Genomic DNA, 13,917 nt, shown 5'->3' on the forward strand with positions numbered 1-13,917 from the left:
TAGAGACAAACTCAATATATGCTGTCTACAACGAATAAAAATTCCTGATTTTGCCTACGTTAAGTACGTTGAAGACAGCCAAAAGCGGACTATATATAAGATTAGGAATCGGCAAACTTTGTACTTATTCTTGCTATTTCTAACGATAAAAAGGTTGACTGAGATGTCAATTTTATAAGCCTATGTAAAGAAAATTAGGGAAATAAGCTTAAATACTTGCTTACATATACTGAAAAAGACTAAAATTTTGTTTAGAGAGGTAATTTATCTCCTCATTCAAGTTACGTCTCTCTCAACAAAGCCATTCTGAGGGAAATTGTCTTACCTTCAATCTAGTTCGATTGATTGCATAGATCGTTCGTACAAGGACTAGCTAGATCTAGGGCAGCTTCTCTAGAGGCAGTTGTGCGTGCTGCTCTACTAAGATAGGAGGGTGCTATGCGACTGAACAACTCTTCAAATTCTGCTGCTGGTTTGCCTGACAATATTTCCCCTATTCACTTCACTGATGAAGATTCACATCAAACTACATCTCAACCCAATAACAAATCGGGTGATAGCACGATAGTCATTGAGCAAAATACAGGGATCGCTAAAGAAGCTGATTCTAATGCTTCGATTGTACTTGGGGAAATAGCTGAAACGAGTAAAACAGAGCCTGCAAGAAAACAGATCTCATCCCGCTATGGCATTGTATTAGGTCTTTTTCTCCCGGTTGTATTACTGGGTAGCAGTAGTTATTTCTACTGGAGAACTTACGAAGCTTCTCACCAGAATATAGTGGCTGCTGAGAACTTATACCAACGAGGCTGTCAACCATCTGAGTGGACAAATGCAAGTGCTGTTGCATCAGCCAACGAAAATTTCGGTTATGCTAAAGAGCTTTTACAGAAAGTTCCTAACTTTCCAGGTTTGGGATATGAGAATGTGCAAAACAATCTTATCAAAATTGCTCAATGTAGCCAGCAACTGCAATTAGTGAGCAACACCATCAACTATCAACTCAGCATGACTCAACAAGTTCAAAATTTAGTAAGCGATGTTGCCAAATTTTCAGACCAACTTTCTCCTCATTTTGGCTATCAAGCCTATTCAGCAGAGCTTCAGAGGTTACTGAATAACCTTCAGGCATTTGAGCAATCCAGCGATTTTGCTTACGTAAAGGGACAGGACTCACTAGCACCATTGCAGCGATCGCTTGCTGCACTTCGAAGGTCTCATGATGATCTTGTATTTGCATATCGTGTTTGGAGCTACTGCCAGGCAGAAAATGCTTGTTTCCGCAGCACTGGTACTAGTGAAGAGTTCTTGCCTACATCGTCAGACCCGATTCCAGAAGTTGCTGCAGTCTTAATCAACAGTTATGGAATGACTTCAGAACAACCTATGGGATGGTTCATTTTGCCACGTAATGGTATCGCGCTGAACAAAGCTCTGAATACTGTATGGTCCTTCGCTGAGCAGGACTTACAAGAAGCACAGCAAGCAATTAACGAAGAAGTGGCATATCTCCAGGGCAACCCTCAATAAAAATTGAGTATTGTGAAACCCTAACGCTGCAATAGCTTCTGTGGAATCAGGAATGTGACTGCCAAAGGGAACAGCCGTGCTGACGGGTTTTCAAATCGCTTGCGGATCAGGCTTGTCTCCTGTTCAATCTCCCTGGGAATTTGCTCTGCCCTGGCTTTGAGGCTGTTCATATTGCGCTCAAACTGCTCCCGTTCCGGTGTACTGAACAGGGTCAACTGCTCGACCTGCGGTTCCTCCAACTCTTTCAGGATGCTCTTCTGTAATTCCGTCAGAATGGCAGTGATATCAGCAATCTCTTTTTCTGCCCGATTCTGCAAATCCCGTTGCAGGCTCGTGCTGCGTTCGCCCTTTCTCACCTCTAACGCCTGCATCAATGGGTCGGCATACTTGTCCCACATCTGGGCTAACTTCTGCTGCATGACTTCAGGGACGGAACCCGAAGCAATCGCCCCTAAAGCGGCTTGCAGTTGCATCACCCCCAGACGGCTAAATCGTCCTTCCTTCAGCACCCCGCCTGCCGTAATCACCTCTTCGTGGAGCCGTTGTTGGTCACTTCCTAGAATCACGAGCCGTCCATACGCTACCACTGCCGGGGTTTCTATCCCTGCCTTGGATGTCACAACTCTGGCAGTCACCCGATGGAGATTCTTCCGGTTCTCAGTAGACCAAACCTCAGCCCGCAGTAACCGCAGACACATCTGCACCAATCGATGATTCAGGTGTGCCAGTACCACATCATCGCGTCCGTGAGCCGCATCGGGATCAAATACGATCGGACGAATTTCTTTGGTGTGGGGATGCTCCAGCCCCTCAGCACAAGCTGCCCAACTGCTCTTTAATTGAGGCAGGTGAAAGGCGCATCTCTGTAGCCCTTCAACCTCCGTCTCAATCAGTGGAGGCTGATCTGCTAACTCCAGCCCAATCTGTACCACAGATTCAATGTTGTCGGGAGTCAGGCGTAAATTCTGCCGTGTTTCGTGCAGTTGCTCGCGGAGCTTTTCAATCTGCTCCCGTACCTTCCGCTCAAACTTCAGCATCCGTCGCACAGGTTCCGATTCCCGCTCTGCCCTAGAGGTATCGAGTGTCACCCGTCGCCCCAACATCGCTTCTTCCACCTGCGCGGCAATCACCGGACCCACTTTCCCCAGGTCTTCCCGGATATTGTTCACCTTCAGTGCCGCCCGCATCAGGAACTCTAAGTCCCCTTCCAAATCACCGGGACGAGCGCCGCTGGTTACTTGCTCCTGGTAGTCCTTCCCGACAAAGTGGTAAATTTTGACCTCTGGCGATCGCTGTCCATGACGGTCAACCCGTCCGTTCCGCTGCTCCATCCGATTGGGGTTCCAGGGAATTTCGTAGTGGATCAGCCTTGAACAGAAGTTTTGCAGGTCCAGACCTTCAGAAGCCGCATCAGTCGCCAGCAGAATTCGTACAGGCGAAACATCCGGATGTGCCTGAAACGCTGCCTTTACCGCTTCGCGATCGTCTGAGTTCATCCCGCCATACAGAGTCATGAGGCGATCGCCCTGCACTAACCCCTCTGATGCCATCAGGTTATAGAGCCACTTCTGAGTTGCTCGGTACTCGGTGAAGATAATCACTCGCTCGTTTGACCACTGCCCATTCGGGCGAATGATTTCATTAATCCAATTCAGCAGTTGCGTTGCCTTGGCATCCGATTGCCGGGCAGCTACTTCTGCCCACTGAAGCATCTCCTTCAACAAGCCCTGCTCTTCAGCGGTGAGTGCCCGAAACAAGCGGCTGGTATTGCCAATAGACTCATCCGTTGCCGCCTCGTATAGTTCATCGTCGGCAAATTCTTCTTCCACCTGCTCCACCTGTCGCCGTAAGATCCCTTCCGTTGGTTTAGTAGATAGACTACTGGACGGACGACGACGGGCAGTGTTGATAGACTCTTGGTGCCGTATTAACGTTGTCAGAAATGCCTCTGGAGAAGAAAACAGCCGTTTCTTCAGTAGTTTCAAGACAAACTCAGTTGCATACTTCTCAACGTTGTCATCAACACTCTTCGTTCGCAGTTCCGTATATCGTCTCAATGCGGCATGAGCCTGCCGCTCTGCTTGGGGATAATCAACAGCGATCGCTTCCAGCTTACGACCAGGGAACATAGGAGAATCATCCCAGTTTTTCATTTCCTCCTTCAACCGTCGCACCATCACCACCTGAAGCTGATTCCGATCCGGATCAACGCCTCTAGCAAACCGCTGGGCATCCAGTAGTTCTAGCAATGCCGTAAAGCTTTCTGGATAACCGTTATGGGGTGTTGCCGTTAGAAACAGCTTGTGTTCAAAATGGGGAACGAGTAAGCGAATCGTAGCAGTTCGTTGAGAGTCGATCGCGTACTGCCCACTGCCAGAAGGAGCCACATTATGGGCTTCATCCACAATCAATAGGTCAAAGCGGCGAGGGTAGAGGGATTCACCTTCAGCAGGTAGGACTTCCCGGAACAGTCGGAGGGGGCGATCGCGTTTGAGAAAATCGATGGAAGTAATCAGTCTGGGAAAGTGAATCCAGGGATTAACATGAATGCCCCGCTGCCGCCGCAGTTCTTTCATCAACGCACTATCAACGATGCGAAAATCAAGCCCGAACTTATCTCGCATCTGGTCTCGCCACTGGATTTGCAAGGCAGACGGACAAACAATCAGAATGCGGCGACAGCGATGGCGAATAATCAATTCTTGGGCAACTAATCCAGCTTCGATCGTCTTTCCCAATCCCACATCATCAGCAATCAGCAAGTTAACACGGGGCATCTGAATTGCCCGGACAACGGGATCAAGCTGGTAATCTTCAATATCGATACCACTGCGAAAGGGAGCCTGAAGCGTGCGAATATCCGCAGAAGAAGCAGCCCCCCACCGCACTGCATCCAAAAACGCATCCAGCCTTGCCGGATCATCAAACCCGGTTGGCTTTGGCAATTCCACTCGTTCAAATACCTGGGTTCCTGGCTCTAGCTCCCAGATCACTTGAAGCTCTTCCCCCAGTCCATCGTCCTCAATCGACGAGAGCAGAACTAAATTCTGAGCTGGAGTAACTTTCGGAAATAGAGGGCTAGAAGGCAATGTGGTCTGACGCACGTCTGTCACGACATACTGCCGTTGCCGAACTCTCACCAATTGTCCCTGCTCTGGGATTGCTTTCGTAGCACTCATACGAAGATACTGAAGTTTGCCACTACGAGTTTGGCACACGTCCTTGTGTTTGTTGAAAACTTTGACTCAAATTCCCCACTTAATTAGTAATTGGATGAATTTATGTAGAGACTAGATAAGAGGTATGTCGTCAATTAATTGCTTGGTTAAGTCAACTATTTTATTGTGGCTATCGCGTTGCCCTCTCACCACTTGGAATGTTTGAATAATAGGTTCTAAACACCGCTTAGCATCTTGATAACCGCGTTGTTTCAAATCTGTCACTCGATTAGGGCTAAAGTCAAACAGGGCATCAACATCACCAACGATCGGAGCATCTATTTTGTTGATAAATTCCGCTGGTCTAATCTCAACCACTGTTTGGTTGGGAAAGTCATGTCGATCCCAGATAGCCCCGTTACTCAAGTGAATAACAATCGCATGGGTACATCCTCTCGCTGCTAATGCACCTAAGGGAACGTTGTCAGCTAAACCCCCATCAACGTAAACCTCACCATTCACAGCTCTGGTGGGAAAAATGAGGGGAATCGCGGCACTTGCCAGCAGCGTATTGTAGAGGACTTCTTCATCATCACAATCCTGTACCCGCAGCCAATGAGCTTTAGTCCCTGTTTGAGCACGGAATGCATCAATTAGGGCTGCTAGTACGCTATAGTCTAGTCCAGGAATTTGTAGGGTTGGAAATGCCGCAATCCACAATTCTGTCCCTTGTTTGATGCTCTCTAAGCTAACCGCTTGCTTGAGAAACCGTTCGATTGGTTCAGGATCAAAGATGACTAAATCTTTTTTGAGTAGTCCTGCTTCTGATAAAAATTTGGAAAGCCATACAGTGAATTCAGACTGATATGCCTTTGCACCATAAGCGATCGCCTGAATCACGAGATCTTTGTTAGGGCGTAGAATATTAGCGTAGGAAAGCTGATCCCACAATTCGTTCATCTGTTGAACCGCACTGTTGAACGGGAGGTTTGCAGATAGGATTGCACCATTCAAAGCCCCAATGCTAGTCCCTGCAATAATGTGTGGCTCAAATCCTAACTCAGCTATGTAGCGCAGTGCACCTGCGTGATAAGCTCCTTTCGCACCTCCTCCAGCCAAAACCAGACCGATACACGGTTCATTAGGAGTCATAAGACAAACGCCTCGTTGCTATTGTCAAACAATCATTTGCTGTTTCTTCAACTAAGCGGGTTACAAACTCTTTGGCGTCAGTAGTGTAATCGATTGAGCTAATTTGAGAACGGCATAGCTCGATTGCACATTGAGCAGGTTTTGCAGGTTTTACATCTTCGGGCAACTCTGCCAACTCCAAAGTTGTACCAAGGGTAAACAGATAGGGAATATTTTGAAGCCTTTTTTGAGAGAAAGAGCGAGTTTCCAGTAGTCCTAAAGCTAATTTGGCATAATCACCCTTCATCTCAGCATGTGAAGTGTTCAACAGATCTGCTAAGCCAAAGAAGCTACCTGAGATATCCTTACTCTCAGCTAGAACTTTGTTGATTAATAACTGGCGAAACTGAGTTTTATTCCCAGTTTCTAGTTCATAAAGAACCACTGAGCTGCTGAATACCTCTCGAATTAATAGCGCAATCTGAATTGCCCACGAGAACTCGGCATACGTTTGCCTTGCTTCCCAGGCTGTCACGATTTGGTCAAAATCTTGTTTCGCTGCAATCTGAATCTCCAGCTTGCGTACCCTTGCATCTAAATTATCAACTCTCAGTCCAATCTGTTGAGCTAGCTGGTTAAAGGTCTGCTCTAGAGTTAATAACTCCTTCTTTTGGCTACGAATCGCAGTACGAGCCTCTAGCAAAGATGTTTGAGTCACTTCCAAGGCAACTTGGCTTACCCGAAGGGAGTCACTGAGTTCAAGCACCCAATCAGATAAAGCTTGTTGCCCCGCGATAAGATTTCCATCTAGAAGTAGTTGCCGCTGGCGATCGCCTCCTGTTAGCGAGTCTAACAATTGACCAAAGAATCCACGACTTTTACGGTAACGGATCAAGTCACCACTAATTTGAATACCGTTGACTAAGTCAATAAGGGCTTTGTCCCCAACGACAGGAACCTTACGCTGTAATTCTTGAAGATTATCGGTTTTGCCTGAAGAACCAAAAGGAGAACTCGTCATAATTAGACTAATACTTGTTTTATTGAGGTGTTAAGTCTTTAATTCGTTTTCTTTTTGTATTCAAGCTATCAATAAGCATCTCAGTTTCCTGAGTGAAATCCTTCAGAGTTTGCCTCAATAAAGCCTGATTCTCCAGAGAAGTTTTTTGATCCTGTAAGGCTTGCCTCAGGCTACTCTGATAATTGTGGAGGTAAATGTCAAGTTCCTCGAAAAAGCGATCCATTGTTCTCTGAAAATCAGAATCTAAATACGCGTTAATAACCTCGTTTGTATTTTCAATCTTCTTCTCAATTGCATGATTAATCTGCTTTACAGCCTGCTCTAGTGACACTGTAAAAAGTTCATCGTTTGAAGTTGACTTTCCAAGTAAGGACTGAAACCAGTCTACAATTGATTCAAAGAAATTTTTCTCACGTTTCAAAACACCGATGTTAACACTTCCAACATTAACGTTGGTTCCGTCAGGAATAATTATATCTGGAAGAGACAAATCAACATGAAATGTTTGATTTAAGCGATGACGGGCTCTCTCGACCACTCCTCTTGTTTGTTCCCTCAATGCCTGCTTCAAGTTTGCTTGAACATCATTGATCTGCTCTTGAATTTCAGAAAAGTATTTATCTAACAGGCGTTCGATAATTTGTTTTGCCTCAGAAAAAACCAGACCCGCAAATTCTTCAGCTTCTTGCTTACTCGTGAAGCTAATTTCATTGCGACCCCTAAGAGCGACTTTATACTTAAGTAAACTAGACAATGAATTAGGTATAATTTTATTTATAATCTCATCAACAATAGGCGCATCTATTTGTTTTAGCAACAGTTTTCTCATATCCAAATCTACTTTATCTAAACCAGTTGATCGTTGGGATAATCCCTGTAGAAAATACTCTTGCAATACTTGTTCACTCTCAAATTTAAAGTTATTCAATATTACTCGTAGTCTTTGGCTTAACGCATTTTTTTTTGACTCGACCTCCCCTCTCAGGTCAAGTTGGCAACCTCCGAGAGCCTCCAAATCTTGTTGTAATCTGATTACTTCAGACTCTAGTTGCTTTGTATCTTGAGTAATTGCACTTCTTCGTAGTTTCATTGCGTCTTGAAGCTCTAGTAAACGAGTTCGAGTTACACGTAGTGCATCTCTCATACATCGGGGAGCAGCTTCTGCCATCAAAGCAGCAATAGCATTATTGAGAAATGGAGCAAAGCCAGATTTCTGCCAGACTTGTTCAAAGGCTAACTGCATCTGCTCCATGTTAGCTGTCGTGAAAAAGATTTCCCACATATCACCAAATGCTTGTTGTGCTAACGCTTTAGCAGTAGCCATTTGAGCAATTTCTATATTTGATGAGTACTGCTGTAGCTCAAGCTGAAAGTTAGTTGCGTAAAAAGCTCGTCTCGCGGAGATTTCAAATACTCTGTTTTTTATTGCATCTGCATCTAGCCCAAACTCTGCTGAAACAAATTGTTGTACTTGTTCAGGTGTCATGTCATTGTCTGTACGCTGATCAACTTTATTCACAAGAATGTATAGATTATCCTTGCCTCGGATTTTAATGACTTTTTGAACATCTTCTTTTACTTCTTCTGCTGCTTTCGTCTTTAGCTGAGTGTAATCTAGAACAATTAATACTAGCGAACTCTTTTGTAGTTGTTCTTCTACCACTCCAACCAGCCTCAAGTTTTCCCCAGCTTCGTTAGGACCTGGAGTGTCAACAATTACTAGGTTACCTAGTGCCTCTATAGGAGCATCAACTTGTAATCTCCAGAAAGGAGTTTCAATCCTTGGGACGTCATCTAAAGCTCGTAGAGGATCTGCTAAAGGAGCTAGCTGGCTACAAAGGCGGATAATATCATTAAGTCCTGCTAAAGTTTCGATGATCTTTTGATGCCCAGTAGTTCTAGCACGAATTGAAAATCCTATTGCATCCTGGACTTGCTGGATCAGTTGCATGAGATGGGGATATTCCCCCATCTTTGCTTGCAACCCTTCCTTTTCTAGTTCATTCACTCTTCTCTTCAACGTTAACCATGCCTCATGAAACACTGACAGGGTTCCAAAACTTAATGTTAGGACTGGCTCTTCTAAATCCTTCCTGAACACAATTTCTGTAGGAAGGGTTGTCATCGCAGAATTACGGCTAGGTAGTAGTTCTTGACCAATAATGGCATTGATAATCGTAGATTTACCTGCCTTCATTGGAGCCGCAATCGCCATTCTTAATTCTAAGTTCTTAACCTTCTGAACCTCATCAAGAATTTGCTGCTGGTATTTAATATACTTATTTTCAATACCATCCTTAGGCCAAAGTTGAGTGCTAGCACGCCCCATTAATTGACTGACTTGCTCAAGTAAGTCAACAACGTCTTTTTGTAACCCTTGAATGTCAGGCTTCAATGCGGTCGAGGTCATAGGAAACTCCTAAACTTATCCGTTCTGATTGGATCTCAAACTAAAGCAAACTCTTCTAAACTACTATTCTTGAAAAGAAAGATGTGTCGGGAATAAGATTAGCTAGCGATCGCTAATTCCTGCTCAAGTGCTAAAACTTCCCGTTGTACGTATTGCTTGAAGCTGTCGATATCAGTAAAAAAGCGATAGCCTGCCTGATTCACGATTTGTTCTAACGCAGGATCTTCATCAATAAGGAGGGCAACAGGTTGGCTAAGTCCCTCCTGAAGCCCGTTTGTCCAAGCGAGGTCGAGAACGGCGATCGCTTCTCCAGTGTCAGGATTAACCAATTCATACATCAGTTCTCCTTCAGGAAGCCCTTGCTCAGCAACCCAGGTGTTACAGGCTTGGAGAGCTTGATCTTCGGCTTCACTGGCAATACCACCGGGAATAGCAACAATCTGACGCTCTAGCACGGAAGTCGTAACTTCAGGTTCAGGGATGATGCCAGAGTAGAGACTATCAAGAAAAGAGTTAGCCGCCTGGGCAAGTAGTTCACGACGAGCTGCCAGAAAATCTCGGTAGTTTTCGTACTTCCACAGTTCAGGGTCCATTGGAATCCAGTGTGAAGCGATTGTACCAGGGTGTTTGGCTTCATAAGCCGCGAAATACTCAACAGGATCGCGGTTAGAGACTTTGAGATTGGTGTCTTTGGTAAGGAAGGTGAAGTTGGCGATCGCATTAACTTCGGCTCTACTGTAGCCGTGTCTGTAGAGTTTTGATTTGGGGAAGATATGATGAATCTCTAGGCTACTTAAAGAGCCCAATAAATGCTGTGAGATGGGAAGATCATCTTCCCAATCTTTAGCTCCATGCACACGGGTGAGCATATAGAGTAAAGGATAGAAGCGGCTACCCATACTCCAGGCTTTAAAGTCATCAGGTTTGATGCGAAGATCGCCTCTATTTTGACGCAGAAGAGCGATCAAATTCTCCAAGTTGCCATCTGGAGAACTAATCGCAAGTAGATCCTGACGCAGGACAGATTCAGTTGACCCAGCGTAGCGTCCCCATAGGATGGTATGGATATACCAGTACAGCAAGCGGTTCCAATCTTGAGCGTCAAGATGTCCGCCGCGCTGATCAAGATACCGTGCCATGAGTGGGAAAGCGTAAGGACTACCCAAAACGCGATCGTGGTCGAGTCCTAACCGCGAGGCAATTTTGTTTAAGAGAGTATCAACTGCTGTTTCTGCTTCTAGCAGCCCCTTCTTGAAGCGATCGGTTGTGACATCTTTGAGGGCAGAGAACAGAGCTTCGTTAGTCATAATGGCGTTAATACACCGCAGAAAGAGTTCCATGCGAAAGTAGAACCCTGCATTTGCCCATTTTTTGAGACGTTTCTTCAATTCATCACGGGCATCTGGATACTCAGCACAAATCTTGGCAAGTGCGAGGTCACCTTTGGAAAGTTTGGTACCACCACTATTGACTTTATTGAAGATTTCAACCACCACATCAACGGTTTTGTCAGTTCCAGTGACTTCTTCAATATGAAGGTTAATATTCTTGATGCCTTCGACCGCATTGATGCGCTGAAGGTAGTTATTGAGTTTGGACTGATAATCAGGATTGGTAAACAGTGGCTGCATGAATTCACCAATACCCCGTTGCATCAGGTTAGTGACATTAATCCAGAGGGGACTACCTTCCATCTTTTTAGGGGAGTAGAACTCAAAGGTTTCGTCCTCAAGATTGAAATACAACCCAGTGAATGCTTGAGCATTGCCATCGAAGAATTTGGGAGCTTTGCCGCGAATGATGCCGTAAAGGGAAGTGATACGTTGCTGCCCATCTAGCAAAAGCTTGACAACACCAGCGGCGAGTTGACCGTCGCCACGAGCATGATCAACCGCTTGCTCGGTCTTAGTTTCCCAAACTAGAAGGCTACCCACTGGATGCCTGCGGTACAGAGAATCCATCAAATTTCGCACTTGCTCTCGGTTCCAGACATACCCTCGTTGAAATTCAGGGAGGGCAATGCTGCCCATATCGATCTGGTCAAGGATGGTGCTGATATTCATATAGACTCTTCCTCAGCTGAACTTGGAGAACTATAAGCACTGGATGCTGAGTTCCCTCAAAAGTATGCCCAAGCTAGCTTATAAATCTCAAAATTCATCTCTTCATGATGTTTGATGTAATAGTTGCATTACTTTGTAGCATCCGTTGAAGTTGATTTACGTTGCTTCAGTGCGGAGCTAAGAATTTGCACTATGCATTTGCTAAATGCGCGAAAGTATTTGCTCATCCATAGAAACTAATTGAATGGAAACTCAGCTTGCGAGATCTGCCGCTTGCTCGTATGCTCTCCATGTCCCTACTCTCTAGGGAAACTAATTGAATGGAAACTGCCTACGTCTACAATTGAGACTGTTTTTTCTTGCTGGTCCTATTCCTGTCCCTCATAACCCAATATCAGCCTACTCCGTCACCTTTGAATTCACTCCATTTTTTTCCTTTTTCTTTTCTTCCTTCTTCTTTGTTTGGGTATTCCTTTTACCTTTTTTTCTATGAGCACTCAAACACAGAAGTCGCACTTCTCATCCTCTCTGCGCCATCCCATCGTTCGCTCTATCCGGGCTCAACCTCTAATCAAAGGATTGGACTGCCTTCCTCCTAGTTGGGCACTCACCCCTGTCCTCAACAAACGTCCCTTGCGCCCCGGCTGGCAGAATGAAGATCCCATTTCACGAGAGGAGTTAGTTCAGCTCTTAAAGGAAGGGCAAACGCTCTGGAGCCACAAGGGTCAAAAACATTGGCATTGCTGTTGGAATGGATACGCCCTTAGAACAGGCGATATCTCAGGCGGGCTGCTTGCCATTGATATTGATGGTCCTTCAGCCCAATCGTTATGGGACATGCTCAGTCAAGGGAAAGCCCCTCAAACCCTTTGTTGGACAAGCGGTAAAACTGGGCGACAGCAACTGCTCTATCAGATTCCACCATCTTTTCGTAATGCCTTAAGCACCTTCTCCAAGTGGTGTATTGCCGAGTTCCCTTCCTCTGGGTCACCCTTCCAATGCCAGGCGGCAGAGCAAATTGAGCTACGCTACAACGGCTGCATCTCGGTGTTACCGCCCAGCTCTCACCCCGAAACCAGGCTGTATCGGTGGATAGTCTCACCCCAATCTGCTCCTGTTGCCGATGCCCCCGTGTGGCTTCTAAACCAGCTCTATGAGCATCACTGCCAACCTTCCCAAAGAGCAAGTTTCTCTCACGCCAAATCCAATACCGCTAGGACATCAAACCGATCCCACAAAAATCAGTTCTTCTCGATTCAAGGCAAGGTGAAGATGTTTCTGCTGGCTCCTTATCTGGAGGGCTATGACGAGGAGGGGCGAGAAGAGTGGATAACGTGCCGGTGCCCGGTACATGGGGGTGAGGCATTAGACTCCTTGCACATTCACCCGGAGAGTGGGGGCTTTATCTGCCATGCCGACTGCTCAAAAGATGAAATCTATCATGCAGCTTTGGCGATCGCCCGGGAGCAAGGGTTCATAGCAAGGAAGCAGTTCGGCTCACTCTCCTGAGATAGGGTGATACTTCCATAACAGGATTGCATATCCTCCAAAAGAAGAGAGATAGTTTGAGACAAGCTCTCCTCTCACGCCCCCTTGGAGGATTACATGATGCTATTGTCACGACACTTGTTTCGGTTAGCGATCGCCTCTCTTTGGTACGTCGATAATGGCGGCACACAAGTATTGATGAATGCCTTCTACAAGGCTCTGGAGCAACCCGGAATGACGAAGGCAGAGGCATTACGGCAAGCACAGATTGCCTTAATTACAGGAGATTATCAGCGATTGGGAATTGAGGTGACACCTCAACTAGCGCAATACCTTGATCGCCCCTACTACTGGGCACCCTTTATTCTCATCGGCAATGGGTTGTAGCTGCTGACAGCAATCGTCATGCTGACCCGAACTTGTTCTAGCTGATTAGGAGGCAAACCTAGAACAACCCACTACGCCAAATAGCGATCGCCGCCCAGTTCCTTTTTTTCCTTTTTTCTTTTTCTTTTCTTCTTTCCTCCTTCTCCCTTTGGGTGTTTTTTACTCAATTAGGAGTTCAGGTATGAATAGTCTTAGAAAGGAAGAAATCGGGGCACATGTGTATTCACTCAATCACCCTGAAGCAGAGCCTCAAACGAACGGTTTAAGCGAGGTGGCAATAGACGAACTCACCCAAGCCAAAGACGAGTTGGACAGGGCAATGGCTGATTTAATGAACCAAGTGAGCCACTTCTCCGATGAGTCCTTCGATATGTCATGGATGAATGTTGATGAAGCAGAAGTGATTCAAGTGACAACCCTATTGATTGCTTGGCTGAAACAGAACTTGAATAGACACTTACTCGGCATGTCACTCTTGAACGTCCGCTTGGCTCAATGGGAGGCTGACCACAGGGATGAATGTTAGAAGATGAGGCATCGTTCGAGACGAGTAAGGTGTTTCCTTTCAAAGAAGCATCTCTCTGCTTCCATGAGGATAGGGTTAGTTCCTAGCGTTCAGCCTCTTTTGGGGATTGTAAATTAGATTGTGTCAAAGGTCAGAAATGAGATCTAATGAACTACTAGACCCGAGACACTCGTACTATGACTTTTCGACCTGAACTCCTCGAT

General features: G+C 45.7%; 9 protein-coding genes. 4 read left to right on the forward strand and 5 right to left on the reverse strand.

From position 1 onward, the window contains the following. The first annotated feature begins 438 nt into the window (after positions 1-438). A complete protein-coding gene (locus tag H6G89_RS33795; RefSeq protein WP_190514405.1) occupies positions 439-1,530 on the forward strand; it encodes a hypothetical protein in 1,092 nt (363 codons plus the stop codon). Between the two features lie 20 nt (positions 1,531-1,550). On the opposite strand, the gene drmD is transcribed toward H6G89_RS33795, so the two are convergent. The 5 genes from drmD to H6G89_RS33820 form a co-directional block, all read right to left on the reverse strand. Continuing rightward, positions 1,551-4,709, reverse strand: coding sequence for a DISARM system SNF2-like helicase DrmD (gene drmD / locus H6G89_RS33800; RefSeq protein ID WP_190514406.1), 3,159 nt, complete (start codon positions 4,707-4,709; stop codon positions 1,551-1,553). 111 nt (positions 4,710-4,820) lie between these two features. Continuing rightward, positions 4,821-5,840 carry a patatin-like phospholipase family protein gene (locus H6G89_RS33805; protein ID WP_190514407.1) on the reverse strand — a complete coding sequence of 340 codons (1,020 nt, stop codon included), beginning with the start codon at positions 5,838-5,840 and terminating at the stop codon, positions 4,821-4,823. After that, positions 5,830-6,840, reverse strand: a complete 1,011-nt coding sequence (locus H6G89_RS33810; protein WP_190514408.1) for a diguanylate cyclase regulator RdcB family protein — start codon at positions 6,838-6,840, stop codon at positions 5,830-5,832. The genes H6G89_RS33805 and H6G89_RS33810 overlap by 11 nt, the downstream gene beginning before the upstream one ends. Before the next feature lie 19 nt (positions 6,841-6,859). Continuing rightward, on the reverse strand, positions 6,860-9,250 hold the full coding sequence (locus H6G89_RS33815; protein WP_190514409.1) for a dynamin family protein: 2,391 nt from the start codon (positions 9,248-9,250) through the stop codon (positions 6,860-6,862). 98 nt (positions 9,251-9,348) lie between these two features. Further along, positions 9,349-11,313 (reverse strand): GmrSD restriction endonuclease domain-containing protein, encoded by a 1,965-nt coding sequence (locus tag H6G89_RS33820; protein WP_190514410.1) that lies wholly within the window; start codon positions 11,311-11,313, stop codon positions 9,349-9,351. 489 nt (positions 11,314-11,802) lie between these two features. Between H6G89_RS33820 and H6G89_RS33825 the strand changes: the two genes are divergently transcribed. The 3 genes from H6G89_RS33825 to H6G89_RS33835 all read left to right on the forward strand — a co-directional run bounded on the left by H6G89_RS33825 (position 11,803) and on the right by H6G89_RS33835 (position 13,714). Beyond that, positions 11,803-12,822, forward strand: a complete 1,020-nt coding sequence (locus tag H6G89_RS33825; protein ID WP_190514411.1) for a bifunctional DNA primase/polymerase — start codon at positions 11,803-11,805, stop codon at positions 12,820-12,822. A 96-nt stretch (positions 12,823-12,918) separates the two neighbouring features. Next, positions 12,919-13,188, forward strand: a complete 270-nt coding sequence (locus tag H6G89_RS33830) for a CHAT domain-containing protein (protein ID WP_190514412.1) — start codon at positions 12,919-12,921, stop codon at positions 13,186-13,188. Between the two features lie 181 nt (positions 13,189-13,369). Further along, a complete protein-coding gene (locus tag H6G89_RS33835; RefSeq protein WP_190514413.1) occupies positions 13,370-13,714 on the forward strand; it encodes a hypothetical protein in 345 nt (114 codons plus the stop codon). The last annotated feature ends 203 nt before the right edge of the window (positions 13,715-13,917 follow it).

It is taken from the genome of Oscillatoria sp. FACHB-1407 (genome assembly GCF_014697545.1).
GTDB lineage: Bacteria > Cyanobacteriota > Cyanobacteriia > Elainellales > Elainellaceae > FACHB-1407.

Coding starts and splice junctions, on each gene's coding strand:
- H6G89_RS33795 (WP_190514405.1), top strand. CDS start 439: ATGCGACTGAACAACTCTTCAAATTCTGCTGCTGGTTTGCCTGACAAT.
- drmD (WP_190514406.1), bottom strand. CDS start 4,709: ATGAGTGCTACGAAAGCAATCCCAGAGCAGGGACAATTGGTGAGAGTT.
- H6G89_RS33805 (WP_190514407.1), bottom strand. CDS start 5,840: ATGACTCCTAATGAACCGTGTATCGGTCTGGTTTTGGCTGGAGGAGGT.
- H6G89_RS33810 (WP_190514408.1), bottom strand. CDS start 6,840: ATGACGAGTTCTCCTTTTGGTTCTTCAGGCAAAACCGATAATCTTCAA.
- H6G89_RS33815 (WP_190514409.1), bottom strand. CDS start 9,250: ATGACCTCGACCGCATTGAAGCCTGACATTCAAGGGTTACAAAAAGAC.
- H6G89_RS33820 (WP_190514410.1), bottom strand. CDS start 11,313: ATGAATATCAGCACCATCCTTGACCAGATCGATATGGGCAGCATTGCC.
- H6G89_RS33825 (WP_190514411.1), top strand. CDS start 11,803: ATGAGCACTCAAACACAGAAGTCGCACTTCTCATCCTCTCTGCGCCAT.
- H6G89_RS33830 (WP_190514412.1), top strand. CDS start 12,919: ATGATGCTATTGTCACGACACTTGTTTCGGTTAGCGATCGCCTCTCTT.
- H6G89_RS33835 (WP_190514413.1), top strand. CDS start 13,370: ATGAATAGTCTTAGAAAGGAAGAAATCGGGGCACATGTGTATTCACTC.